Source organism: Paraburkholderia sp. USG1 (assembly GCF_031570135.1).
GTDB classification, from domain to species: Bacteria; Pseudomonadota; Gammaproteobacteria; order Burkholderiales; family Burkholderiaceae; genus Paraburkholderia; species Paraburkholderia dioscoreae.
The window spans coordinates 150,696-175,941 of sequence record NZ_JAMWXW010000014.1 but is presented as its reverse complement, the minus strand read 5'-3'; the positions used below and the strand labels follow the sequence as shown (position 1 = coordinate 175,941).

The window sequence follows — 25,246 nt, the reverse complement described above, 5'->3', positions numbered from 1 at the left end:
ACAGCAATTCAGGCAACAAGCGCGTGGCTAAACCCAAGACGGTGTACATCTGTAGTGAATGCGGCGGGCAATCGCCGAAATGGGCCGGCCAGTGCCCCTCGTGCAATGCGTGGAACACGCTGGTCGAGTCGGTGGCGGAAGCGCCTTCCACGCATCGTTTCCAGTCGCTCGCGAAGAGCGCGCCGGTGCGCCGTCTCGCCGATATCGAAGCGTCCGACATACCGCGCTTCACCACCGGCGTGAGCGAGTTCGACCGCGTGCTGGGCGGCGGTCTGGTGCCGGGCGGCGTGGTGCTGATCGGCGGCGATCCGGGCATCGGCAAATCGACGCTGTTGCTGCAATCGCTCGCGGAAATCGCCGCCGACAAACGCGCGCTCTATATCAGCGGCGAAGAATCCGCTGCGCAGATTGCGTTGCGCGCGCAACGACTTTCGTTGCTGGAGCCGGGCTCGAAGGCGAGCGAGCTGCAACTGCTGGCGGAAATCCAGCTGGAAAAAATCCAGGCGACGATCGCCGAACAGCGACCCGATGTCGCGGTGATCGACTCGATCCAGACGGTCTATTCCGACGCGCTGACTTCCGCGCCGGGCTCGGTCGCCCAGGTGCGCGAGTGCGCCGCGCAGCTTACACGGATCGCCAAGCAGTCGGGCACCACCATCATCATGGTCGGCCACGTGACCAAGGAAGGCGCGCTGGCGGGGCCGCGCGTGCTCGAACACATCGTCGACACGGTGTTGTACTTCGAGGGCGACACGCATTCGTCGTACCGTCTGGTGCGCGCGATCAAGAACCGCTTCGGCGCGGTCAACGAACTCGGCGTGTTCGCCATGACCGAGCGCGGCTTGCGCGGCGTGGCCAATCCGTCGGCGCTGTTTCTGTCGCAGCACGAGCAGTCGGTGCCGGGTTCCTGCGTGCTGGTGACGCAGGAGGGCACGCGGCCGCTGCTGGTCGAAGTGCAGGCGCTCGTGGACGCCGCCAACGCGCCGAATCCGCGGCGCCTCGCGGTCGGTCTGGAACAGAACCGGCTCGCGATGCTGCTGGCGGTGCTGCATCGTCACGCCGGCATCGCCTGTTTCGATCAGGACGTGTTCCTGAACGCCGTGGGTGGGGTGAAGATTACCGAGCCCGCTGCCGACTTGGCCGTGCTGCTCGCGATCCATTCGTCCATGCGCAACAAGCCGCTGCCCAAGGGCCTGGTGGTGTTCGGAGAAGTGGGCCTCGCCGGCGAAATCCGGCCGTCGCCGCGCGGTCAGGAACGTTTGAAGGAAGCCGCCAAACTGGGCTTTTCCGTCGCGGTGATTCCCAAGGCCAATGCGCCAAAGCAGCCGATAGAAGGCTTACAGGTCGTTGCGGTCGAGCGGATCGAACAGGCCATCGACCGGGTCCGCACGCTCGAATAGACGGGGCTTCGGGCGTTTCGGGGCGCCCGCCGTTCCGTAATGGCCGGTAAATATCTCCATATTGGCTGTAACCTACCCGACATTCCTTTTTCCTAAGCTGCGAGGGTCTGCATCCCTTCTGATGCCCGAAAAAGGATCGCGCCTTGAAACAGTCATATGAAACCGTAGCCGAGCGGCCAATACAGGTGCGCGGCTGCCGTGTCTCCGCGCCCATTCGCCAGCCATGGGGCGGCGCCTGCCGGATCGTCGAATGGATCGACACAGCGGGGCAGATTTCACGGCGAGTCGTGGCCGAAGACGCCACCGCCGCCGAAGTCCGTGCGACCATCGACCGTCATGTGGAAGGCCGTAAGCACATGCTGTACGACGATGAAAAGACGCCGCGTCAGACCTTGCCGCGGCAGACGGTGGCGCGGCGCTGAGGTTGTTAGGGCGGGGTGGGCCGTGCCGGAAAGTATTGGGCGGTTCTCGTTGTGAGACGAACTGAGACGAGCGCGCTGCGCGGATCGACTGCAGATTTGCCGCTCAAACTGAACAGTACCCGCAGCGCACATATCCCCACGTTACCGGATCGACCGCTCTTCCTCGTCTTCGCCGCCCGCATTCGCCGTATCGTCAGCCTGCGGATTGAACAGCGGATGCCGCGCCGCCTCGGCCGGCGTGAGCACCGGCGAGACACAGCAGTCGAGCGGCTCCAGCATCGCAACCCATTCTTCCAGCGCACGCTTGCCGATCACGTCGGCGAGTTCCTGCGTGAGCGCGGCGGCGTCCGGGCCGCCGATGGCCTGGCCGAGACTCCAGTGGCGCGTCGCCCATTCGGGCCGGTCGAGCGCCATGCAGAGCGTTTCCCAGAACTTCAGTTCGAGCGCGCCGACCGCGAGCCAGCGGTTATCGAGCGTGCGGTAGAGGTTGTAGCAGGGCACGCCGCCATTCAGCAGACTGCCGCCGGCCGCTGGCACCGCGCCGTCGTTGGCGAGCGCGACCTGCGCCACGACGTTGTGCGCGTAGGTGACATGCGTCATGGACACGTCGACGAAGCGGCCTTCGCCGCCGCGCGACACATGCCATAACGCCGCGAGAATCTGCGTGACCGCGCTCAGGGCGCCGCCGAGCAGATCGGCGATCTGGAAATTCGGCAGGATCGGCGCGCCGTCGCGGCCCGCCAGTTGATCGAGCACGCCTGCGTAGCCGATGTAGTTGAGATCGTGGCCGGCATGGTCGACGAACGGCCCGCTCGCGCCATATCCGCTGATTGCGCAATAGACCAGCCGGGGATTGATGGCATGCAACGTTTCGTAGCCGATGCCGAGCCGCTCCATCACGCCGGGCCGGAAACTCTCGATCAGCACGTCCGCTTCGGCGGCGAGCGCGCACAGCACGTTGCGTCCCGCCTCGGATTTGAGGTCGAGGCGCGTTTCGCGCTTGCCGCGATTCACCAGCCGGTAAAACGCGCCGGGCCGGCCCGCCACGCGGTCGCTCGACGATTGCATCATCGTGCGGGTGGGGTCACCGGCGCCGGGTGCTTCGATTTTGAGCACGTCGGCGCCCAGCTCGGCAAGCCGCAAGGCGGCAACCGGGCCCGGCAGCAGGCGCGTCAGGTCGAGCACGCGCAGTCCTTGCAGCGCGGGCGGTGTCGGTGTGGCCGATGAGATGGCCGATGATGCAGGCGGTGAGACGGATGATGTCGCAGAAGACAAAGCCAACCTCTCGTCGATGCCGGCGCGGACCTGAAACAGCGTGCCGCTAGCCGATCTGTTCGAGTTCCTCGTGCGTCTCGAGCCATTCGGCTTCGAGCGCTTCGAGGCGCGCGTTCACATCTGCCTGACGGCGGATCGCCTCCGTCAGTTTGCTTTTCTGCCCGGGCTCGTAACTCGCCGGATCGACGACGAACGCGTCGAGCGTCGTCTTCTCCGCGTTGAGCGCGTCCATTTCCTTTTCGATCTTCGTAATCCGGCTTTGCAGCGGCTTTTTCAGGTGCGCGAGCTTTTGACGCGTTTCGGCTTCGAGGCGCCGCTGTTCCTTGCGGTTCACGCCGTTGTCCGCGCCGCCGTCACTGCCGTTGCCTCCATTGCCACCATTGCCAGCGTTCGACGCCGTGCCCGCCTTGAGCGCGGCGCGTTGTTCGGCCGCATGTTGCAGCAGCCAGTCGCGGTAGTCGTCGAGATCGCCGTCGAACTCTTGCAGGCGATGTTTCGCGACCAGCATGAATTGATCAGTGGTGGCACGCAGCAGATGCCGGTCGTGCGACACCAGAATCAGCGTGCCTTCGAACTGCGCGAGCGCCATAGTCAGCGCGTGACGCGTTTCGAGATCCAGGTGGTTGGTCGGTTCGTCGAGCAGCAGCAGGTTCGGCTTTTGCCAGATGATCAGCGCGAGCGCGAGGCGGGCCTTTTCGCCTCCGGAGAAGGGCGCGATTTTCGAGGTCGCCATCTCACCGGAAAAATTGAAGCTGCCGAGGAAGTCGCGCAATTCCTGTTCGCGCGTGTCCGGTGCGAGGCGCGCGAGGTGCTGCAACGGCGTGTCGTCCGGACGCAATGTTTCGAGCTGGTGTTGCGCGAAGTAGCCGATGCGCAGCCCCTTGCCTTCCCGCACGTGGCCGCCGAGCGGTTCGAGCGTGCCGGCGAGCGTCTTGATCAGCGTGGACTTGCCCTGGCCGTTTGCGCCAAGCAGGCCGATGCGCTGACCGTTCTGGATGGACAGCATGACGTGGTCGACGATCGGAATCTCGACGCCCGGTTCGCTCTCGCTGCGATAGCCGCAGCGCACGTCTTCCATCACCATCATCGGATTCGGCGCGGAATCGGGGGTGCGGAACTCGAACGTGAACGGCGAGGCCGCATGCGCCGGCGCGATCAGCTCCATCTTTTCCAGCGCCTTGACGCGGCTTTGCGCCTGGCGCGCCTTGGTGGCCTGCGCCTTGAAGCGGTTGATATAGCTTTGCAGATGCTCGACCGTGCGCTGCTGTTTTTCGTACGCGCTTTGTTGCAGCGCGATCTGCTGCGCGCGCAGCACTTCGAATTGCGAATAATTGCCGCCGTAGCGCTTGATCTGCTGCTGCTCCAGATGCAGCGTGACATTGCAGACCGAGTCGAGGAATTCGCGGTCGTGCGAGATCACGATCAGCGTACCCGGATAACGGTGCAGCCAGTCTTCGAGCCAGACGATCGCGTCGAGATCCAGGTGATTGGTCGGTTCGTCGAGCAGCAGCAGGTCGGAGCGGCACATCAGCGCCTGCGCGAGATTCAGCCGCATGCGCCAGCCGCCTGAAAAGCTGCTGACCGGTTCGCGCGTCTGTTCGAGCGTGAAGCCCAGACCGAGCAGCAGCGCTTCGGCGCGCGCGGGCGCGGTGTAGCCGTCGGCGTCGGCGAACGCGGCGTGCGCTTCGCCTTCGGCCGCGCCGTCATGGGCGGCGGAGGCGGCGGCAATGCGCGCTTCGATCGTACGCAGCGCGGCATCGCCGTCCAGCGTGTAGGCGAGGGCGGTCTTGTCCGCGGCAGGCGTTTCCTGCGCGACGTGGGCGATCTGCCAGGTCGGCGGGATTGAAAAATCGCCGCCGTCCGCATGCAGTTCGCCGCGCAGCACGGCGAACAGCGTCGACTTGCCCGCGCCGTTCGCCCCCACCAGGCCGGCCTTTTCGCCGGGGTTGAGGGTGAACGTGGTGTGGTCGAAGAGCGGCTTGGTGCCGCGCGCGAGGCTGAACTGGTTAAAGCGGATCACGAAGAGGCCGGCTGGAGAAAACCGCTATTTTAGACTGCCGGGCCCGACACCGGGCGCTCAAGCGGGATCGGTCATTCGGCCGACTGTACCGGCGCAGCTTTTGGCATAGACTGACGGCTTTCACGGGGGGAGCCCATGACATCGATTTATTCGTTTTCGGCACGCACGCTCGGCGGCGAGGAAGTGAGCCTCGAGCAATATAGCGGCAAGGTTTTGCTGATCGTCAACACGGCGAGCGAATGCGGGTTCACGCCGCAATACGCCGGCTTGCAAAAGCTGTACGAGACCTACGCGGCGCGCGGGCTCGCGGTACTCGGCTTTCCGTGCAACCAGTTCGGCAAGCAGGAGCCGGGCGACGCCGCGCAGATCGGCAGCTTCTGCGAAAAGAATTACGGCGTGACGTTCCCGATGTTCGACAAGGTGGACGTGAACGGTGCGAACGCGCATCCGCTATTCCGTTATCTGACGGGCGAGGCGCCGGGCGTGCTGGGTCTCGAGGCGATCAAGTGGAACTTCACCAAGTTCCTGATTGACCGTGAGGGCAATGTGGTGAAGCGTTATGCGCCGCTGACGAAGCCCGAGGCGATTACCGAGGATATCGAAAAGCTGCTGTGAAGCCACGGTACGGCGACGGCGGCTTGGCGTTGCGTCACGGCGGCCTCTACAGGATGGGTGAAAAGAGCCGCGCCACGTGCATCAGCACGCGCTTCAAGGCGCCTGCCTGCCGGTATTCATTGCGGTCGATTTCGCGCGATTCGGCGAAGTCGGCCAGCAGCATTGTTTCGACCTCTTTGGCAAAGCCGCGATCCACGGTCAGCACCATGATCTCGAAGTTCAGCCGGAACGAGCGGTTGTCGAGATTGGCGCTGCCGATGGCCGCAGCCACGCTGTCGATCAGCACGACCTTCTGATGCAGGAAGCCCGGCTGGTAGCGGAAGATCCGGATCCCCGCGCGCAGCGAGTCATACGCATACAGTTTCGACGCGGCGAACACGACGAGGTGATCGCGCCGGCTCGGAATCAGAATGCGCACGTCCACGCCGCGCAGCACCGCGAGCCGCAACGCCGAGAACACCGCTTCATCGGGGATCAGGTAGGGCGAGGTGATCCAGATCCGCTCGCGCGCCGCATTGATCGCTTCGACGAAAAAGAGCGAACAGGTCTCCTGCTTGTCCGCCGGGCCGCTAGGCACGACGAGGCAATGCATGCCCTGGCCGGCCGCGGGATCGGCGGCCGGAGCGGGTGGTATGTCGAACTCGGGCAACCGCTGGGTGGCCCAGTGCCAGTCTTCGGTGAACACGAACTGGATGCTGGCGACCGCCGGGCCGCGCACTTCGATATGCGTATCGCGCCACGGCGAAAGCGGCGGCTTGCCGCCCAGATATTCCACGCCCACGTTGTGTCCGCCGACAAACGCGCGTTCGCCGTCCACCGAAACGATCTTGCGGTGATTGCGGAAATTCACTTGCAGACGGTTGACGAAGCGGCGATGGGTAGCGAACGGATGCGTCTCCACGCCCGCCGCGCGCAGTGCTGCCACATAGCGGTGGGGCAGATCGAAGCTGCCGATGCTGTCGTACAGGAAGTAGACGCGCACCCCTTGCTGTGCTTTTGCGATCAGCGTGTCTTTGAGCATTTCGCCGAGCGCGTCGTCGCGCACGATGAAGAACTGCACGATGACGTAGCGGCGCGCGCCCTCGATCGCCTGGAAGATGGCCTCGAAGGTTGCCGCGCCGTTGACCAGCGTGCGCACCGTGTTGCCGGGCAGAAACGGCATGCCGCCGAGGCGCGTGAGCGAATGCACGAGCCTGCCGCCGAGCTCCTGCGTGGGCAGCCTTTCCGACGAAGCCTGCGTGTCCCATTCCGGCGGATGCGCGCGCGTGCGCAGCAGTTCGTTCTCGACCCGGCGCGCGTCCGCGTAGCCGGCAAACTTGCTGCGGCCGAGGAACAGATACGGCACCAGCGTCAGATAAGGCATCGCGACCAGCGACACGGCCCACGCAATCGCACCTTGCGACGTGCGGGTGTTGAGAATCGCATGACACGCCGCGACCACGCCGAGAATGTGGCAGAGGGCGACCAGCGTGCCGATGTGAAGCAGGTCGAATTGCATAGGTGGACGAAGGGTTGGCGAAGCGCTACCCGGGCCGGTTCGATGAGCGCCGGGTAGCTGACCGCGCCTATCTTACCGAACGTGCGTGCTTTGGGGGCGCGTTCCGGTCAGGCTTCGTGGTTTCGTGCGCGAATGCAGCAAAACTTCAGACCGGCAAATCAGCCGCCTGGATCAGGAACACGTTGTCGTCGCCGGCACTGGTCGACAGCCAGACCAGATCGAGGCCGCCAAACGCCGCTTCCACGTGCTGACGCTCATTGCCGATTTCAACGACCAGCACGCCGTCGTCGGTGAGCCAGTTGCGCGCATCGGCGATGATCCGGCGCACGATGTCCATGCCGTCGGCGCCGCCCGCCAGCGCCATATCCGGCTCGTGCCGGTATTCGGCGGGCAGTTCCTGCATCGACGCCGCGTTCACGTACGGCGGATTGGTAATGATCACGTCGTAGCGGCGCTCGGCGAGCGGCGCGTACAGATCGCCTTCGAACAGCGCGATGCGGTCGTCGAGTTTGTAGTCCGTGACGTTGCGCATGGCGACTTCCAGCGCGGGCGCGGACAGATCCACCGCGTCGATGTCCGCGTTCGGAAACGCGTGGGCCGCGAGAATCGCGAGGCAGCCCGAGCCGGTGCACAACTCCAGCACGGCGCTTACCTGCTCGGGATCTTCCACGTAGGGCTGCAAACCGTCCTGCAGCAATTCGCCGATGAACGAGCGCGGCACGATCACGCGCTCATCCACATAGAAGCGGAAGCCGTGCATCCAGGCTTCCTGCGTGATGTAAGCGGCCGGCACGCGCTCGGTGGCGCGGCGCTCGATCACGTTCAGCACGGCGTCTATTTCAGCGGCGCTCAAACGCGCGTCGAGAAACGGCTCCAGCAGATCGAGCGGCAGATGCAGCGTGTGCAGGACCAGATAGGCGGCTTCGTCGTAAGCATTGGCCGAACCGTGGCCGAACGACAGATCGGCCTGGTTGAAGCGCGAGACCGCGAAACGCAGCAGGTCGCGAACGGTGGAAAACGGGAGCGTCATCGCAAATAGTCCTTGGGTCACGCAATCAGTTGTTCGAGCACGCGGCGATACACGTTTTTCAGCGGCTCGATGTGTGCGACTTCGATATGTTCGTCGATCTTGTGGATGCTGGCGTTCAGCGGGCCGAATTCGATCACCTGCGGGCAGATGCGCGCGATGAAGCGGCCGTCCGAGGTGCCGCCGGTGGTCGACAGTTCGGTGGTAACGCCGGTTTCGTCCTTGATCGCCGTGGCGAGCGCGTTCGACAGATCGCCGCGCGGCGTGAGGAACGGCAGGCCGCTCACGGTCCATTGCAGGTCGTAGTCGAGCTCGTGTTTGTCGAGGATCGCGTGGACGCGGGCCTGCAAACCTTCCACCGTGCTTGCCGTCGAGAAGCGGAAGTTGAACATCACGTCCGCATGGCCGGCAATCACGTTGGTCGCGCCGGTGCCGCTGTGAATGTTCGACACCTGCCACGTGGTGGGCGGGAAATATTCGTTGCCGTCGTCCCAGCGTTCGGCCACCAGTTCGGCGAGCGCTGGCGCGAGCAGATGCACCGGGTTTTTCGCCAGATGCGGGTAGGCGATATGGCCTTGCACGCCTTTGACGATCAGCTTGCCCGACATCGAACCGCGCCGGCCGTTCTTCACCATGTCGCCGAGCTGCGCGCTCGAAGTCGGTTCGCCGACGATGCAGTAGTCCATGCGCTCGCCGCGCGCCTGCAAGGCCTCGACGACCTTGATGGTGCCGTCGGTGGCGGGGCCTTCTTCGTCGCTCGTGATCAGGAAGGCGATCGAGCCGCGGTGCGCCGGGTGCGCGGCGACGAACTCCTCGCTCGCCACCACGAAGCCCGCGATCGACGCTTTCATGTCCGCCGCGCCGCGGCCGTACAGCTTGCCGTCACGATGGGTCGGCTCGAACGGCGCCGAGTGCCATTGTTCGAGCGGGCCGGTCGGCACCACGTCGGTATGGCCGGCGAACGCGAGCAGCTTGCCAGCAGTGCCGTCGACGCCGCGTTTGACGGCCCACAGGTTGGTGACGCCGTTCGATTCGATCGTCTCGTGCTCGAAGCCGAGCGCGGCCAGGCGTTCGATCAGGAGGCGCTGGCAATGCTGGTCGTCGGGCGTGACGGAGGCGCGCGCGATCAGTTGTTCGGTAAGGGCGAGGGTGCCGGACATGGATTCGATACAAGCCACTTTGAAATGAAAAAATGCCGGCTGGCGGTCGAACACCGCAGCCGGCAACTGCTTTTGAGCCACGCGGCCAAGGCCGCGTTTCACTGCGGTTTCACTACGTATTGCGTTTGCGTTTGCGGCGCCGGCGCCAGGATTCGCACCAGACGACTACCAGATCCGGCGCTGCGCTCTGCGCGCGCCGGATCTGACGAACCGTGCTGCTCTTACGCAAACAGCGCTGCGTACTCGTCCGCAGAAAAACCGAGCGACTTGACGCGCCCGTTGACCACCAGCACAGGCCGTTTGATCACCGACGGCTTGTGGATCATCAACGCGATCGCACCCGACTGCGTGTCCGCGGCCGCTTTCATGTCGTCGGACAAAGCGCGCCATGTGGTGCCGCGACGGTTCAGCAAGGTGTCGAGCTTCACGTCCTTCAGCCAGTCCTGCACGAGCGGTTCGGTCACGCCGTGTTTCTTGAAGTCGTGGAATTCGAACTCGACGCCGTGCTCTTCCAGCCACACGCGGGCTTTTTTCACGGTGTCGCAGTTCGGAATGCCGTAGACGACGGTTTTGGTGCCGCGTGCCATCAGTCGCCTCGCAGCAGCTCGTTCAGGCCGACCTTCGCACGCGTCTTGGCGTCCACCTTCTTGACGATCACGGCGCAGTACAGGCTGTGCGTGCCGTCTTTGGACGGCAGGTTGCCCGCCACCACCACCGAACCCGCCGGAATGCGGCCGTACGTGACTTCGCCGGTTTCGCGGTCGTAAATCCTGGTGCTCTGGCCGAGGTACACGCCCATCGAGATCACCGAGTTTTCTTCGACGATCACGCCTTCCACCACTTCCGAGCGCGCGCCGATAAAGCAGTTGTCTTCGATGATGACCGGGTTCGCCTGCAGCGGCTCCAGCACGCCGCCGATGCCCACGCCACCCGACAGGTGCACGTTCTTGCCGATCTGCGCGCACGAACCGACGGTGGCCCACGTGTCGACCATCGTGCCTTCGTCCACGTAGGCGCCGATGTTGGTGTACGACGGCATCAGCACGACGTTCTTCGCGATGAACGAGCCGCGGCGCGCAATGGCGGGCGGCACCACGCGGAAGCCGCCGGCGGCGAAGTCTTCAGCGGTGTAGCTGGCGAACTTCGACGGCACCTTGTCGTAGAACTGCGAGTAACCGCCGGCCGGCATCGGCGCGTTGTCTTCCAGGCGGAACGACAGCAGCACGGCTTTCTTCAGCCACTGATTGACGACCCAGTCGCCGTCTTTCTTCTCGGCGACGCGCAGCAGGCCCTTGTCCAGTTGCTCGATGGCGTGGGCGACGGCTTGGCGCACGTCGGCCGGAGCGGCCTTCGGCGACAGCTCGGCGCGGTTTTCCCAGGCGGTGTCAATGATCTGCTGAAGTTGTTGCGACATATGCGTGCTTTATCGAAGAGAGTTGAAGTCTGAAGAAGGGGATGCGGTGCGCAGCGGCCGTTGACGAACCCTAACCCGCCAGCGCATGGCAAAAATCGACGATCCGCTGCGCGCCCTGCGTGCATTCGTCGACGTCGGCGACCAGCGCCATGCGCACGAAATTGCGGCCGGGGTTCACGCCGTGCGCAGTGCGCGCGAGGAACGAGCCCGGCAGAACCGTCACATTATAGTCGGCGTAGAGGCGCTGGGCGAACACGGTATCCGTGAGGCCCGTGCGCGAGACGTCCGCCCACAGGTAGAACGCGGCGTCCGGCAGGCGCACGTCGAGTATCTCGGCGAGCATAGGCGTGACGGTGGAAAACTTCTGCAGGTACTTCGCGCGGTTCTCGCGCACGTGCGCTTCGTCGTTCCAGGCCGCGATGCTGGCATTCTGGAACACCGTCGACAAGGCCGTGCCGTGGTAGGTCCGGTAGAGCAGGAAGTCCTTGAGAATCGCCGCGTCGCCCGCGACGAAACCCGAGCGCATGCCCGGCACGTTCGAGCGCTTGGACAGGCTCGACAGCATGACGAGCCGCTCGAAACCGCGGCCGAGTTGGTGCGCCGCTTCCAGGCCGCCGAGCGGCGGGTTGGCCTCGTCGAAGTAAATTTCGGAGTAGCACTCGTCCGAGGCGATCACGAAGCCGTAGCGGTCCGACAGCGCGAACAGTTCGCGCCAGTCGTCGAGCGTGAGCACCGCGCCGGTCGGATTGCCGGGCGAGCAGACATAGAGCAGTTGCGTGCGCGCCCAGATGTCGGCCGGCACCGCCGAGTAGTCGCAGGCGAAGTTGCGCGCCGGGTCGCTATTCACGAAATACGGCTGCGCGCCGGCCAGAATCGCCGCGCCTTCGTAGATTTGGTAGAACGGGTTCGGACAGAGTACGATCGCAGGCTCGCCGCCGGCATTCTTTTTCGGGTCGAGCACCGTTTGGGCGAGGGAAAACAGCGCCTCGCGCGAACCCGATACCGGCAGCACCTGGGTGGCCGGATCGACCGGTGGCAGGTTGTAGCGCTGCGTGACCCACTTCGCGATCGACTCGCGCAAGGCGGGCGATCCGATCGTGGCCGGATACGCGGACAAGCCGCCGAGCGAGGCCACCACGGCGTCGCGGATCAGCGCGGGCGTGGGATGTTTCGGCTCGCCGATGCCGAAGCTGATATGCGCGTGGTCGGCGTTCGGCGTGACGTCCTTGAAAAGCGCGCGCAGCTTTTCGAACGGGTAGGGCTGAAGGGAGTCGAGTAGCGGGTTCACTGGGCGGATCGAGCCTGATCGAAGATGAGCGCTGATGGAAGCAGGAAAAGCGAAGCACGCATGCCGGCGTTGAGTGCACGAGGCGGACCAAGGCACCCAGGCAACAAAGGCGCCGGACAGACGGCAGCGGCGAGCAGATGATTATAGCGTGGTGAGCAGGGCGCGTCGGGCATGTCGCGGCGCGTAGCCACCCGCGCAATGGACCAGCAACAGCGCGCCGGCGAATCACGGCGCAACCCGCCAGGCGGCGCAGGCAATGCGCTGCAGCGGGAACAACGCGAACCGTAGGCGGTTCGCGCAAGAAAGTAGCAGGAGCAGCAATGTACGCAGCAGTCCTGGAGAAATCCGCACAGAACAGGCGCAGGAGCGCCGCAGTGCTCGGCCTGAACTTCGCCGGCGCTTTTGCGAGAGACGCCGCAGCCCTTGGTCTGAACTTCACCGGCGCTTTGGCGAGACACGCCGCGGTGCTCGGCCCGAACTTCACCAGCGCCTTTGCAACGAGCACCGCGGTCCGCGACGGAAACACGCCGAACGCCGCTGCAAGGAGCCCCGCACCATGACCAGCTGGCTTCGCAACAGTTGGCCGACGCTCGCGATCATGCTCGGCGCGTCCGTGTGGGGAATGATCTGGTATCCATTGCGTATGCTGGCGGCCCTCGGCGTGACCGGCACGGCCGCCAGTGCGCTGACGAGCGGCGCCGGCTGCCTGTTTGTGCTGCTGGTGCGCTATCGAACGCTCAGGACCGTGCGCTGGCACTGGCTGCTGCCGGCGCTCGCGCTGGCGGCGGGCATCACCAACCTCGGTTTCGTGTGGGGCTCGATTCACGGCCAGGTGATGCGCGTGCTCCTGCTGTTCTATCTCACCCCGGCGTGGACCGCGCTCTTCGCGCACTTCATCCTGCATGAGCGGCTCACCTGGGCGGGCGCGGGTCTCGCCGCGCTGTCGCTCGTCGGTGCGATGACCATGCTGTGGTCGCCGCAACTGGGCATTCCGGTGCCCGGCAATCTCGCCGAATGGGCGGGCCTCGCGGGCGGCATGGGCTTCGCCATGAGCAACGTGCTGATTCTCAAGACGAGCCGCGTGCTGCCTGACATGAAGCCGGAAATGCGCACCGCGACGATCTTCGGCGGCGCGGCGATTTTCAGCGCCTGTGCTTCGCTGTTCGAGGCGATGCCCGCGCCGCCCACCGGCGCGCATCTCGGCACGGCCGCGTGGCTGGTGCTCGGCCTCGGTTTTCTGCTGGCGTCGAACAATATGCTGGTGCAGTACGGGCTCGCGCGTGTGCCGGCCAACCGGGCGTCGATCATCATGCTGTTCGAGATCGTGGTCACGGCGTTGTCGGCCTGGCTCTTCGCCGGCGAGACGCCCGGGCCGCGCGAATGGGCGGGCGGCGTGTGCATCGTGCTGGCCTCGGCGCTCTCCAGTTGGGTGCATCGGACCAAGGCCATGCCGCCCGATCCGGCCATTCAGGACGCGAGCCTCGCCGGCGAGCGCGGTGCCGACCCCGGCGAGCGCGTGGACGGCAAGAACCGTCCACGCGCGATGGTATGATTGCCCCTCATTGGCCGACGCATGCTTCACCGCATGAAGCCGGCACCCGAGGCCCGAGGGTTCGCGGGCCGTGTCGCTCTATCGGCGAACGGCTGGCGCGGCCTTCACGAGCCACCCATTTTTTCCCTTTTCAAACAGCGAAATCGCCGTGCGTCTGACCTCGATCAAACTCGCTGGCTTCAAGTCATTCGTCGATCCCACGCATTTCCAGGTTCCGGGCCAGCTAGTCGGTGTGGTCGGACCGAACGGGTGCGGCAAGTCCAACATCATCGACGCCGTGCGCTGGGTGCTCGGCGAATCGCGCGCCTCCGAGCTGCGCGGCGAGTCGATGCAGGACGTGATCTTCAATGGCTCGACCGCGCGCAAGCCCGGTAGCCGCGCCAGCGTCGAACTGGTGTTCGACAACGCCGACGGCCGGGCCGCGGGCCAGTGGGGCCAGTATGCCGAAATCGCCGTGAAGCGCGTGCTCACGCGCGACGGCACCTCGAGCTACTACATCAACAATCTGCCGGCGCGCCGCCGCGACATTCAGGACATTTTTCTCGGCACCGGTCTTGGGCCGCGCGCGTACGCGATCATCGGGCAGGGCATGATCGCGCGCCTGATCGAGGCGAAGCCGGAAGAGCTGCGCGTGTTCCTCGAAGAAGCCGCGGGCGTATCGAAGTACAAGGAACGCCGCCGCGAAACCGAGAACCGTCTGCACGACACGCGCGAGAACCTGACGCGGGTCGAGGACATCGTCCGCGAACTGGGCGCGAACCTCGAGAAGCTGGAAACGCAGGCCGTGGTCGCCACGCGCTACAAGGAACTGCAGGCCGACGGCGAAGAAAAGCAGCGTCTCTTGTGGCTGTTGCGCAAGAACGAAGCCGGCGGCGAGCAGGAGCGCCAGCAACGCGCGATCGAACAGGCCCAGATCGACCTCGAAGCGCACACAGCGAAGCTGCGCGAAGTCGAGGCGCAACTCGAAACGCTGCGCGTCGCGCATTACTCCGCCAGCGACGCGATGCAGGGCGCGCAAGGCGCGCTCTACGAGGCGAATTCGGAAGTCAGCCGGCTCGAAGCCGAGATCAAGTTCATCGTCGAATCGCGCAATCGGGTTCAGGCGCAGATCGCCGCGCTGAATGCGCAGCGCGAGCAATGGCAGTCGCAGGCGCAAAAAGCGCAGGACGATCTCGCGGACGCTGAAGAACAACTGGCGGTGGCCGAAGAAAAAGCCGCGCTGGCCGAAGACGAAGCCGCCGCCAAACACGACGCCATGCCCGCGCTCGAAGCGCGCTGGCGCGACGCGCAGACGGAGCTGAACGCGGAGCGCGGCGGGATCGCGCAGACCGAACAGGCGCTCAAGCTTGAAGCTGCGCATCAGCGCAATGCCGACCAGCAGTTGCAGCAACTGCAGGCGCGTCATGAGCGCTTGAAATCGGAAGCGGGCGGTCTCGACGCACCCGACGAAGCGCAGCTCGAAGACTTGCGCATGCAACTCGCCGAGCATGAAGAAATTCTGCACGACGCGCAAACGCGTCTCGCCGACGCGCAGGAAACGCTGCCGCGCCTCGACGGCGAGCGCCGCGCCGCGCAGGAGCGCGTGCAGGCGGAAAGCTCGCAGATTCATCAGCTCGACGCGCGCCTTGCCGCGCTCAAGCAGTTGCAGGAAAACGTCCAGACTGAAGGCAAGATCCAGCCGTGGCTCGAAAAGCACGAGCTGAACGGCCTGCCGCGTCTGTGGAAGAAACTGCATGTCGAAGCCGGTTGGGAAGCCGCGCTCGAAGCCGTGCTGCGCGAGCGGCTCGCCGCGCTGGAAGTGTCGAACCTCGACTGGGTCAAGGCATTCGCCACCGACGCACCGCCCGCCAAGCTCGCCTTCTACGCGCCGCCCGCGGCCGGCCAGCCGGTTGCGACGCCGCCCGCGCTGCGGCCGCTGCTGTCGCTGGTGCGGATCGACGACGCGGGCATCCGCGCGGTGCTGAACGACTGGCTCGGCCTTTCGTTCGTCGCCGACGATCTGCAGCAGGCGCTCGCCATGCGCTCGCAGTTGCCGGACGGCGGCTCGTTCGTCGTCAAGGCGGGGCATGTGGTGACGCGCGTCGGCGTGCAACTGTATGCCGCCGACTCCGAACAGGCCGGCATGCTGGCCCGTCAGCAGGAAATCGAAAATCTGGCGCGTCAGGTTCGCGCGCAGGCCTTGCTCGCGGACGAAGCGAAAGCCGCCGCGATCCGCGCCGAAGCCGCGCATACGCAGGCCGCCCAGGCATTGACCGATGTGCGTCAGCAGGCGGAGCGCGCCACGCAGCGCGTGCACGCGTTGCAAATGGACGTGCTCAAGCTCACCCAGGCGCACGAGCGTTACACCCAGCGCAGTACACAGATTCGCGAGGAACTCGAAGAGATCACCGCGCAGATCGAAGAGCAGCGCGCCATGCGTGCGGAGTCGGAAGCGAACTTCGAGCGTCACGACGGCGAGCTTGCCGAATTGCAGGCGCGTTTCGAAGATCATCAACTGGCCTTCGAAGCGCTCGACGAAGAACTCACCGCCGCGCGCGGCCAGGCGCGCGATCTGGACCGCGCCGCTACCGACGCGCGCTTTGCCGCGCGCAACATGGCGAACCGCATCGACGAACTGAAGCGCAGCATTCAGGTCGCGCACGAGCAGAGCGAGCGTGTAGCGGCGTCGCTGGAAGATGCGCGCGCCGAGCTGGAAACCATCAACGAGCAGACCGCGCACACCGGCTTGCAGGACGCGCTCGACATCCGCGCGGTCAAGGAAGAAGCGCTGCACGCCGCGCGCCTCGAACTGGACGATCTCACCGCCAAGCTGCGTGCCGCCGACGAAACGCGTCTCACCGCCGAGCGCGCGTTGCAGCCGCTGCGCGACCGCATCAACGAATTGCAGCTGAAGGAACAGGCGGCGCGCCTGAACGGCGAGCAATTCATCGAGCAACTCGCCGCAGCCGGCGTCGATGAGGCGCAATTGCAAGCCAAGCTCACGCCGGACATGAAGCCGTCGTACCTGCAGGGCGAGGTCACGCGCATCAACAACGCCATTACCGCGCTCGGTCCGGTCAACATGGCCGCGCTCGACGAACTGAAGGCGGCGACCGAGCGCAAGTCGTTCCTCGACGCGCAATCCACCGACCTGAACAGCGCGATCGAAACGCTCGAAGACGCCATCCGCAAGATCGACGCGGAAACGCGCACACTGCTGCAAGGCACCTTCGACCAGGTGAACCAGCATTTCGGCGAACTGTTCCCGCGTCTCTTCGGCGGCGGCCAGGCACGGCTGATCATGACGGGCGACGAAATTCTCGACGCCGGCGTGCAGGTGATGGCGCAGCCGCCGGGTAAGAAGAATTCGACGATTCACCTGCTGTCGGGCGGCGAAAAAGCGCTGACGGCCACCGCACTGGTGTTCGCGATGTTCCAGCTGAATCCCGCGCCGTTCTGTCTGCTCGACGAAGTGGACGCGCCGCTCGACGACGCCAACACGGAACGTTTCGCGAACCTCGTGCGTGCGATGTCGGACAAAACCCAGTTCCTTTTCATCTCGCACAACAAGATCGCGATGGAAATGGCGCAGCAATTGATCGGCGTGACCATGCAGGAGCAGGGCGTGTCGCGCATCGTTGCCGTCGACATGGAAACGGCTGCGGGTTTCGCCCAGAATATCGTTTGAGTTTCGCTTGAGTTGAGTTTGAGTCGGGAATCGCGGGTGTCCGCGTTCAGCGCAGCGGCCGGTGGCCGCGCGACACGTGGGGCGGGCGCTAAGCCGCGCAGATAAAAGAATTGCTGATGGAGCATGCATGGACGAGTTGACACTCGGTTTGATCGGCGCGGGTGCCGTGGTGGTCGGGGGCGTGGTCGTGTACAACGCGTGGCAGGGCGCGAAGGTGCGTCGCAAGATGCCGCGGCCAATGCCGGCCGATGCCGCGGAAAACTTCGCGCGGGACGATCAGGAGGAACAGAGCCCGTTCATCGAGCCGGCCCGGCCCACCATGCGCCGCGAACCGGTGGTGGGCACCGAAGCGGCGGAGCAAACCACGGCGGCGCGCGTCGAGCCGACGTTCGGCAGCCCCGCGGCGACGGCTGCGCCACTCGATACGCCGGCCGATATCCAGGCCGAGACGACCACGCCGAACGGCTACCCGGAAGCCGAGGGCGTCGCTCAAGCCGAAGGCGGCGATCACGCGGAGGCCGGCAAGACCGCGCCAGCCGCCCGCCAGGACGACGAGCCGGTCGAACCGATTCTGCCTGCCGCCACGACGATTTCATCGGCGCCGCCGGCTATCGTCGATCGCCGCATCGACTGTATCGTGCCGATCCGCCTGAACGGCCCGGTCGCCGGCGACAAGGTGATTCCGCTCGCGCAGCGTCTGCGCCGCGCGGGCAGCAAGCCGGTGCATATTGAGGGCAAACTCGAAGGCGGCGCGTGGGAACTGCTGCAAAACGGCGCGCGTTATGAAGAGTTGCGCGCGGCCGCGCAATTGGCGAACCGCAGCGGCGCGCTCAACGAACTGGAGTTTTCCGAATTCGTGACCGGCGTGCAGCAATTTGCCGACGCGCTGGATGCATCGCCGGAATTCCCGGACATGCTCGAAACGGTCGCGATGGCGCGCGAACTCGACGGCTTTGCCGCGCAGTGCGACGCGCAGCTGTCGATCAACGTGCTCTCCGACGGTGCGCCGTGGTCCGCCAACTACGTGCAGGCAATCGCCTCGCAGGACGGCCTGCTGCTGTCGCGCGACGGTACGCGTTTCGTCAAGCTCGACGCGCGGCAAAGCCCGGTGTTCATGCTGCAATTCGGCGACACCAACTTCCTGCGCGACGACCTCACCTACAAGGGCGGCCAGATGATCACGCTGGTGCTCGACGTGCCGGTGGCCGACGAAGACATCCTGCCGTTCCGCTTGATGTGCGACTACGCGAAATCGTTGGCCGAGCGCATTGGCGGCCGGGTGGTCGACGACGGCCGCCGTCCGTTGCCGGAAACCGCGTTGCTCGCAATCGAAAAGCAACTGATGACCCTCTACGCGAAGCTCGAACAGGCGGGCATCCCGGCGGGTTCGCCGGCCACGCGCCGGTTGTTCAGCCAGTAATTTCTACGTTTTACCGGTGTCTGCAGCGGCCGCACGATGTGCGGCCGCTGTCGTTTCAGGCGGCGAGTTCGCGCGCACCTTTCGAGCGGACGCACAACGCGCCGAAACTGGCCATTCGGCCGATGTAAAGGGGCACGCTTCCTGCGATAATCCAATGTCTGAATTTCACTGAAGAACCTTCCGACAGCATGGCCCGAACCCCCGTCTCACCCCCCGCAACCAGCGCCCCGGCAGAGCGTGCCGCGTGGCTGCGCGCGGAACTCGAACGCGCCAATTACGCGTACTACGTGCTCGACCAGCCGGATCTGCCCGACGCGGAATACGACCGGCTGTTCAAGGAACTCGAGAGCATCGAGACGGAACATCCCGACCTGATCGTGCCGGATTCGCCCACCCAGCGGGTGGGCGGCGAGGCGGCAAGCGGTTTCGAGCCGGTCGTGCACGAGCAGCCCATGCTGTCGCTGAACAACGGTTTCGCGGACGAGGACATCGTCGCGTTCGACAAGCGCGTTGGCGACGCGCTCGGCAAGAATGCGAGCGAGCCCCCGGTGCCGGTCGAATACGCGGCCGAGCTGAAGTTCGACGGTCTCGCCATTTCGCTGCGTTATGTCGACGGCGTGTTCGTCCAGGCGTCCACGCGCGGCGACGGCACGACCGGCGAGAACGTTACCGAAAACGTCCGCACCATCCGCTCCATTCCGCTCAGGCTCAAAGGCAAACGCGTGCCGCAGGTGCTCGACGTGCGCGGCGAAGTGCTGATGTTCAAGCGCGATTTCGAACGCCTGAACGAACGCCAGCGGGCCGCGGAACAGAAGGAATTCGCCAATCCGCGCAATGCGGCGGCGGGCAGCTTGCGGCAGCTCGATTCGAAGATCACCGCGCAGCGGCCGCTGTCGTTTTTCTCTTACGGGATCGGCGTGCTCGAAGGCATGGACATGCCGGCCACGCATAGCGAACTGCTCGACTGGTACAAGGAACTCGGCTTGCCGGTGAATGGCGAACGGGCGGTGGTGCACGGCGCGGAGGGTTTGCTGGGCTTTTTCCACGCCGTGGGCGAAAAGCGCGAGAAGCTGCCGTACGACATCGACGGTGTGGTCTACAAGGTCAACCGGCGCGATGAGCAGGAGGCGCTCGGCTTCGTGTCGCGCGCGCCGCGTTTTGCGCTGGCGCACAAATTCCCCGCGCAGGAAGCGCTCACGCGGCTCGTCGCGATCGACGTGCAGGTCGGCCGCACCGGTGCGATCACGCCGGTGGCGCGGTTGGAACCGGTGTTCGTGGGCGGCGCGACGGTCACGAATGCCACGCTGCACAACGAAGACGAAGTGCGGCGCAAGGATATTCGCATCGGTGACACCGTGATCGTGCGGCGTGCCGGCGACGTGATTCCCGAAGTAGTGAGCGCGCTGCTCGACCGGCGTCCCGACGACGCCCGCGAATTCGTGATGCCCACGCATTGCCCGGTATGCGGCTCGAACATCGAGCGGCTGCCGGACGAGGCGATTGCGCGCTGTACCGGCGGCCTGTTCTGTCCCGCGCAGCGCAAGCAGGCCTTGTGGCATTTCGCGCAGCGGCGCGCGCTGGATATCGACGGCCTCGGCGAAAAGATCATCGATCAACTGGTCGAGCAGAATCTGGTGCGTACACCGGCCGATCTATTCAACCTCGGCTTTGCGACGCTCGCCGAACTCGACCGCTTTGCCGAGAAATCCGCGCAGAACCTGCTCGATTCGCTCGAAAAGGCCAAGCACACCACGTTGGCGCGCTTTATTTACGCGCTCGGCATTCGCCATGTGGGCGAGTCCACGGCGAAAGACCTGGCCAAACATTTCGGCTCGCTGGATCCGATCATGGAGGCTTCGGTGGAAGCCTTGCTGGAAGTCAACGACGTCGGGCCGGTAGTGGCCGAGTCGATTCATCAGTTCTTCGCCGAAGAGCACAACCGCACGGTGATCGAGCAACTGCGCGCGCCGGGCCGGGTTACGTGGCCGGAGGGTCCGCCCGCGCCTAGAGCGCCGCAAGGCGTGCTGGCCGGCAAGACGGTCGTGCTGACCGGCACCTTGCCGAGCCTCGCCCGCGAAGAAGCGAAGGAAATGCTGGAAGCCGCAGGCGCGAAAGTGGCGGGATCCGTGTCGAAGAAAACGGATTATGTGGTGGCGGGGGCCGAAGCCGGCAGCAAGTTGGCGAAGGCCGAGGAACTCGGCATCCCCGTACTCGACGAAGATGGTATGCGTAAGCTCCTGGAGGGGCAGTTATGATCCGCGAAATTCTCAAGATGGGCGATCCGCGCCTGTTGCGCATTGCCGATCCGGTCGATCACTTCGACACGCCCGAGCTGCATGAGCTCGTGAAGGACATGTTCGAGACCATGCACGACGCCAATGGCGCGGGCCTTGCCGCACCGCAGATCGGCGTCAATCTGCAGGTGGTGATCTTCGGTTTCGGCCACAACGAACGCTATCCGGACGCACCGCCGGTGCCCGAAACCGTGCTGATCAACCCGACCATCACGCCGGTCTCGCAGGACATGGAAGAGGGCTGGGAGGGCTGCCTGTCGGTGCCGGGCCTGCGCGGCGCGGTGAGCCGGTTTTCGATGATCAAGTATCACGGCTTCGACCAATACGGCAAACCGATCGATCGCGTTGCGGAAGGTTTTCACGCGCGCGTCGTGCAGCATGAATGCGATCACCTGATCGGCAAACTGTATCCAATGCGGATCAATGATTTCGCGAAGTTCGGCTTCACGGAAGTGCTGTTTCCGGATATGGATCCGAATAGCGACGACTGACTTCCTTCGTGCGGTCTGCGATGGGACGGTTGGCGAACGCGCGCATTGCCGTCGTCGTCGTTGCAGCCGCCAAGGCCCCCGCCGCCACCTTCCCCCGGTGGTGGGTTCTCCTGACATCCCGCCTCGATTTTCCCCGCATTTTGCCAAGCCGTGCCACCTTCTCTTAAAGGTAGTGCTGCGCGCCGCATTGTGCTCGTTTTTGCCTGTCGACGACCGTTCTTATTGGGACATTTCCTATCTTTAATTAGGATCGCGCCTTCTCAAATAGGCTTTCTAGATTATTACACTCGCGGCCTCGTGTTTTAATTCTGAAATGTGCAGGTCGCCTTGCGTTATCCAGCGTTCATCCGTTCCATCGTCCACATTGACCGGGCCAGTCAGCCGAGTCTCGCCAGAACAGGCCGCGTACGCAAGAATTTGCCGGCCGTTGCGTCACTAACCTCCGTCGGCACGCTTCTCACAGTTGCTGCCGCGCCGGTATGGGCTATCGAACTTAATACGCCAGTCGATCGGGCGCTGCAGGATCAGCAACAACAACGTCTGCTCGATCAGGCTCGCGAACAACGCGAAAACCTGAGTGCACACGATTCCCCTCCCATCACGCCGCCACGTGCAACTGTCGCGCAGGGGCCAATCGCGCCCGATGGTCAGGCGTGCATCTACGTGGACGGAGTCGAGTTTCGCGGCGCGATGCTTGTGCCCGACTCCATCAGGCAGCAGGTCGCGCGCGAGGTAACCGGACAATGTCTCGACAACGCCGCGCTCGCGCATCTGCTCGACGAAGTGAACGACTGGTACGTCGAAAACGGCTACATCACGAGCCATGCGTGGCTGCCGCAGCAGCAGGGCGCGGGTGGCCCGCTCGTGATTGCATCGGTCGAAGGCAAACTCGGCAAGGTCTCGTTCAAGGACGGTACGACCCGCTCGGATCGAGCGGCGCGCATGGCATTTCCGGTTTCACCCGGCGAGCCGCTCAATTTGCGCGACGTCGAACAGGGCGTCGACCAGCTTGACCGCGTCACGCCGGACGGCGTGAAAGTCGCGCTGCGCGCGGCGCCCGAGGAAGGTTACTCGGACGTGCTCGTGAGTGGCCGCACCGCGCCCTCCATTGGCGTCAACCTGAATGTCGACAACATGGGCGACAGCAACACGGGCGCGGATGAATTCGACGGCGCGGTGACGCTCAACAACCCGTTGGGCTTCGGCGAGCAACTGGGGATGTCGGCAAACAGCACGACGGCACTGCACGGCGACCGTTATCGACGGAGCTTTGGCGCGTCCGCGAGCGTGCCGCTTGGTTACTGGACTTTCAGCTATGCGGGGGCGGCCGGCAATTTCGCGGTACCGATCGATTTTTACGGCAATCTGCGCTACCACGGCAGCAATGTCCAGAATCTGATCAGCGTATCGCGCACGGTCTCGCGCGATTCAATGCGCAAGATCGATATCTTCGGTTCGATTTCCACCTATAACGGCAAGACTTATCTCGAAGATCTGCAACTCGACAGCGGCACCGAACGCGTGAGTGCGGCGCGAATCGGCATCAACTTCGCCAGCCGGGTTGGCAGCAGAAGCTATTTCACTTTCAGTCCGGTGCTCACCGGAGGACTGCCTTTCGCGAGCCGCGACAAGAGCCAGGCGGGCGGGCCTTCCGCAAGCTTTCGCAAGCTCTCGGCGAGTGCGAGTCTGTACACCCTGATTTCGCCCAGCGTGGCGCTCCTCTCGTCCGCTTACGCGCAAGCGAGCGCAAAGCCGCTTTATTCGACCGAGCGCGTGTCGGTCGGCGGCGACACCTCCGTGCGCGGCTTCAAGGACCGCTACCTGTATGGCAACACCGGCGGGTACCTGCGCAACGAGGCCGACTGGACGTTGTCCGCGCCCGTGTTCGGCAGCCGCGTCACGTTGATGGCCGCCATCGACGCCGGGCGCGTCGTGCCCGTTGCCGGTGAGCCGAATTCCGGCGGCAACGTCGTCGGTGCGGCGGTTGGTGCATCCGCAGCGATCAAGCACGTGTCCGCCTCTCTTTCAATTGGCGCTCCGCTGTTTGCTCCCAGGCAGTTGAACGCCGATCCCGTCGTGGTCAACCTCCGGTTGAGCATGGCCTTTTAAACCACTAGGACTCTTTATGATTAAACATCGACTCAAAGCTTTGAACCTCGCCGCCCTGACGGCAATGGCCACTGCCGGCAGCGCAATGGCAGCGGGTGTCGTGGCCAACGGCGGCCAGACCCAGGTCAATGCGGTCGGCAACACCCCCGTGGTCAACATTGCAGGTCCGAATGGCTCGGGTATTTCCCGTAACACCTTCAGCAACTTCGACGTCGACCGGAACGGCGTCGTATTCAATAACCTGACGGCGACGGGCGCGAGCCGCCTTGCCGGCCAGCTCGCCGCCAACGCGAACCTCCAGGGCAACGCTGCCAGAGTGATCGTCGCTGACGTAACCTCGGCTCAAGCTTCGAAGCTCAATGGCGCGATGGAAGTCGCCGGCGCGCCCGCGCACCTGCTGATCGCCAACGCGGCCGGCATCTCGGCCAATGGCGCGACCACCGTCAACGTTCCGATGCTGACGCTGGCTGCCGCCGGTTTCAACCCGCGCGCGGACAGTCCGCTTGCACTGAGCGTCGACAAGACGCGCGCCACGCCCGCGACGATCCAGATCGACGGCGATGGCATCGATGTCGGTGCCGGCCAGTTGAATCTGCTGTCTCGCGCTACCGTCGTGAACGGCGCGGTCAAGGGCTGGAGCATCAACTCGCAGAACGGCACGGATTTCGACGGCGACGCGAACGGCAATTTCGCCGGCAAGCTCACGTACACGTCGGCGACGCCAAGCCAGAAGCCCGGCGTTGCGCTCGATGTGTCGGCGCTCGGCGGGATGTATGCGAACAAGATCGTCCTCGAGGGATCGGAATTCGGTCTTGGCGTGAACAACGCCGGTTTGATCAAAGGCGGTGACGGCGGCGTCGCCATCCAGATGTTCGGCGCGGACATTCAGAATGCGCCGTACAGCGTGGTCGCGACTAATGGTTACAGCGCAGTCGGCCGCGTGAAGGGGAATGACGCATCCTATGTCCTGCAGGACGCTGATCACATGCAACGGGAAATGGTGAATTTCCAGCAACTGAAGCAAGTGTTGAAGACGGGCATGGACAACATGGACGCTGCGCGCGGTTGGACGCCTGAAGTTGAAGCAAAACTGACGGAGAGCCAGAAACTGGCGCGACTCGCGGATCTGGTGAAGCAAGGTCAGCAGCAGTTTGCCGACGAGCCGGCGCGAAACGCTGCTATTGGAGAGGAGCGCGCTAGAGCTGAGGCGGCACGTCAGGCCGCTGAAGCGCAGGCACGTGCGGAGCAGGAAGCGCGCGACCGCGCGCAGCAGCAGGCGGACGCACAGCGTCAGGCGGCTGAGCAGCAAGCTCGCGCGGAGTACGAGGCGCGCATGCAGCAGGAAGCACGCGACCGCGCCCAACAGCAGGCCGACGCAGCGCGCATGGAGCAGGAGGCACGCGACCGCGCGCAGCAGCAGGCGGACGCGCAGCGTCAGGCTGCCGAGCAACAGGCTCGCGCGGAGTACGAAGCACGCATGCAGCAGCAATGGTACGCGGACTATGAGACCCGCATGCTGCAGCAGGCGCGCGATTATGCTGACCAGCAGCAGGTGATGCGCGATAGCGCAGCCCTGTAGGCACAGGGGAATGTT

The 25,246-nt window shown here is 64.7% G+C and carries 19 protein-coding genes; 11 read left to right on the top strand and 8 right to left on the bottom strand.

The genetic code is table 11. The annotated features are described in order from the left end of the window. Window positions 1-23 precede the first annotated feature (23 nt). On the top strand, window positions 24-1,400 hold the full coding sequence (radA, locus tag NE850_RS20115; protein WP_007181410.1) for a DNA repair protein RadA: 1,377 nt from the start codon (window positions 24-26) through the stop codon (window positions 1,398-1,400). Between the two features lie 143 nt (window positions 1,401-1,543). Further along, window positions 1,544-1,822 carry a DUF2866 domain-containing protein gene (locus tag NE850_RS20110; protein ID WP_007181411.1) on the top strand — a complete coding sequence of 93 codons (279 nt, stop codon included), beginning with the start codon at window positions 1,544-1,546 and terminating at the stop codon, window positions 1,820-1,822. Window positions 1,823-1,963: 141 nt separating this feature from the next. Here NE850_RS20110 and NE850_RS20105 read toward each other — a convergent pair whose 3' ends face one another. Both NE850_RS20105 and NE850_RS20100 read right to left on the bottom strand, forming a co-directional pair. Beyond that, window positions 1,964-3,022, bottom strand: coding sequence for a CaiB/BaiF CoA-transferase family protein (locus NE850_RS20105; protein ID WP_035518559.1), 1,059 nt, complete (start codon window positions 3,020-3,022; stop codon window positions 1,964-1,966). Between the two features lie 121 nt (window positions 3,023-3,143). Continuing rightward, window positions 3,144-5,117: an ATP-binding cassette domain-containing protein gene (locus NE850_RS20100; protein ID WP_007181413.1), complete on the bottom strand. Its 1,974-nt coding sequence runs from the start codon at window positions 5,115-5,117 to the stop codon at window positions 3,144-3,146. A 135-nt stretch (window positions 5,118-5,252) separates the two neighbouring features. On the opposite strand from NE850_RS20100, the gene NE850_RS20095 reads away from it, so the two are divergent. After that, window positions 5,253-5,732, top strand: coding sequence for a glutathione peroxidase (locus tag NE850_RS20095; RefSeq protein ID WP_007181414.1), 480 nt, complete (start codon window positions 5,253-5,255; stop codon window positions 5,730-5,732). 46 nt (window positions 5,733-5,778) lie between these two features. Here NE850_RS20095 and cls read toward each other — a convergent pair whose 3' ends face one another. From cls to dapC, 6 genes are all read right to left on the bottom strand, one after another. After that, entirely contained in the window at window positions 5,779-7,230 is a 1,452-nt protein-coding gene (gene cls, locus NE850_RS20090) for a cardiolipin synthase (protein ID WP_007181415.1), read from the bottom strand. 145 nt (window positions 7,231-7,375) lie between these two features. After that, window positions 7,376-8,260, bottom strand: a complete 885-nt coding sequence (gene prmB, locus NE850_RS20085) for a 50S ribosomal protein L3 N(5)-glutamine methyltransferase (protein WP_165186271.1) — start codon at window positions 8,258-8,260, stop codon at window positions 7,376-7,378. A 17-nt stretch (window positions 8,261-8,277) separates the two neighbouring features. Beyond that, window positions 8,278-9,417, bottom strand: a complete 1,140-nt coding sequence (dapE, locus tag NE850_RS20080) for a succinyl-diaminopimelate desuccinylase (protein WP_035518560.1) — start codon at window positions 9,415-9,417, stop codon at window positions 8,278-8,280. Window positions 9,418-9,638: 221 nt separating this feature from the next. Further along, complete coding sequence (locus NE850_RS20075; RefSeq protein WP_007181418.1) at window positions 9,639-10,004, bottom strand: ArsC family reductase; 366 nt, start codon at window positions 10,002-10,004, stop codon at window positions 9,639-9,641. After that, window positions 10,004-10,831, bottom strand: coding sequence for a 2,3,4,5-tetrahydropyridine-2,6-dicarboxylate N-succinyltransferase (gene dapD, locus NE850_RS20070; RefSeq protein WP_007181419.1), 828 nt, complete (start codon window positions 10,829-10,831; stop codon window positions 10,004-10,006). The genes NE850_RS20075 and dapD overlap by 1 nt, the downstream gene beginning before the upstream one ends. 70 nt (window positions 10,832-10,901) lie before the next feature. Next, the gene (dapC, locus tag NE850_RS20065; protein WP_007181420.1) at window positions 10,902-12,119 is read right to left on the bottom strand and encodes a succinyldiaminopimelate transaminase; all 1,218 of its coding nucleotides are present in this window, start codon (window positions 12,117-12,119) and stop codon (window positions 10,902-10,904) included. Window positions 12,120-12,439: 320 nt separating this feature from the next. Between dapC and NE850_RS20060 the strand changes: the two genes are divergently transcribed. The 8 genes from NE850_RS20060 to NE850_RS20025 all read left to right on the top strand — a co-directional run bounded on the left by NE850_RS20060 (window position 12,440) and on the right by NE850_RS20025 (window position 25,231). Beyond that, window positions 12,440-12,679: a hypothetical protein gene (locus NE850_RS20060; protein ID WP_007181421.1), complete on the top strand. Its 240-nt coding sequence runs from the start codon at window positions 12,440-12,442 to the stop codon at window positions 12,677-12,679. After that, entirely contained in the window at window positions 12,676-13,671 is a 996-nt protein-coding gene (locus tag NE850_RS20055) for a DMT family transporter (protein WP_310699297.1), read from the top strand. Before NE850_RS20060 ends, NE850_RS20055 begins: the two co-directional genes overlap by 4 nt. 148 nt (window positions 13,672-13,819) lie before the next feature. Continuing rightward, entirely contained in the window at window positions 13,820-17,338 is a 3,519-nt protein-coding gene (gene smc, locus NE850_RS20050; RefSeq protein WP_035518561.1) for a chromosome segregation protein SMC, read from the top strand. A gap of 127 nt (window positions 17,339-17,465) precedes the next feature. Further along, window positions 17,466-18,758, top strand: coding sequence for a cell division protein ZipA C-terminal FtsZ-binding domain-containing protein (locus tag NE850_RS20045; RefSeq protein ID WP_007181424.1), 1,293 nt, complete (start codon window positions 17,466-17,468; stop codon window positions 18,756-18,758). A 188-nt stretch (window positions 18,759-18,946) separates the two neighbouring features. Next, window positions 18,947-21,013 carry an NAD-dependent DNA ligase LigA gene (gene ligA / locus NE850_RS20040; RefSeq protein ID WP_007181425.1) on the top strand — a complete coding sequence of 689 codons (2,067 nt, stop codon included), beginning with the start codon at window positions 18,947-18,949 and terminating at the stop codon, window positions 21,011-21,013. Then, on the top strand, window positions 21,010-21,543 hold the full coding sequence (gene def / locus NE850_RS20035) for a peptide deformylase (RefSeq protein WP_007181426.1): 534 nt from the start codon (window positions 21,010-21,012) through the stop codon (window positions 21,541-21,543). Before ligA ends, def begins: the two co-directional genes overlap by 4 nt. A 327-nt stretch (window positions 21,544-21,870) precedes the next feature. Continuing rightward, on the top strand, window positions 21,871-23,652 hold the full coding sequence (locus tag NE850_RS20030; RefSeq protein ID WP_007181427.1) for a ShlB/FhaC/HecB family hemolysin secretion/activation protein: 1,782 nt from the start codon (window positions 21,871-21,873) through the stop codon (window positions 23,650-23,652). A gap of 16 nt (window positions 23,653-23,668) precedes the next feature. After that, window positions 23,669-25,231 (top strand): filamentous hemagglutinin N-terminal domain-containing protein, encoded by a 1,563-nt coding sequence (locus NE850_RS20025; RefSeq protein WP_310699296.1) that lies wholly within the window; start codon window positions 23,669-23,671, stop codon window positions 25,229-25,231. Window positions 25,232-25,246 lie beyond the last annotated feature (15 nt).

Bases quoted from the DNA above. Each gene is read 5' to 3' on its own strand.
- NE850_RS20055 (WP_310699297.1), top strand. From the start codon at position 12,676: ATGACCAGCTGGCTTCGCAACAGTTGGCCGACGCTCGCGATCATGCTC.
- ligA (WP_007181425.1), top strand. From the start codon at position 18,947: ATGGCCCGAACCCCCGTCTCACCCCCCGCAACCAGCGCCCCGGCAGAG.
- NE850_RS20060 (WP_007181421.1), top strand. From the start codon at position 12,440: ATGTACGCAGCAGTCCTGGAGAAATCCGCACAGAACAGGCGCAGGAGC.
- NE850_RS20025 (WP_310699296.1), top strand. From the start codon at position 23,669: ATGATTAAACATCGACTCAAAGCTTTGAACCTCGCCGCCCTGACGGCA.
- def (WP_007181426.1), top strand. From the start codon at position 21,010: ATGATCCGCGAAATTCTCAAGATGGGCGATCCGCGCCTGTTGCGCATT.
- dapE (WP_035518560.1), bottom strand. From the start codon at position 9,417: ATGTCCGGCACCCTCGCCCTTACCGAACAACTGATCGCGCGCGCCTCC.
- cls (WP_007181415.1), bottom strand. From the start codon at position 7,230: ATGCAATTCGACCTGCTTCACATCGGCACGCTGGTCGCCCTCTGCCAC.
- dapD (WP_007181419.1), bottom strand. From the start codon at position 10,831: ATGTCGCAACAACTTCAGCAGATCATTGACACCGCCTGGGAAAACCGC.
- NE850_RS20095 (WP_007181414.1), top strand. From the start codon at position 5,253: ATGACATCGATTTATTCGTTTTCGGCACGCACGCTCGGCGGCGAGGAA.
- prmB (WP_165186271.1), bottom strand. From the start codon at position 8,260: ATGACGCTCCCGTTTTCCACCGTTCGCGACCTGCTGCGTTTCGCGGTC.
- NE850_RS20075 (WP_007181418.1), bottom strand. From the start codon at position 10,004: ATGGCACGCGGCACCAAAACCGTCGTCTACGGCATTCCGAACTGCGAC.
- NE850_RS20045 (WP_007181424.1), top strand. From the start codon at position 17,466: ATGGACGAGTTGACACTCGGTTTGATCGGCGCGGGTGCCGTGGTGGTC.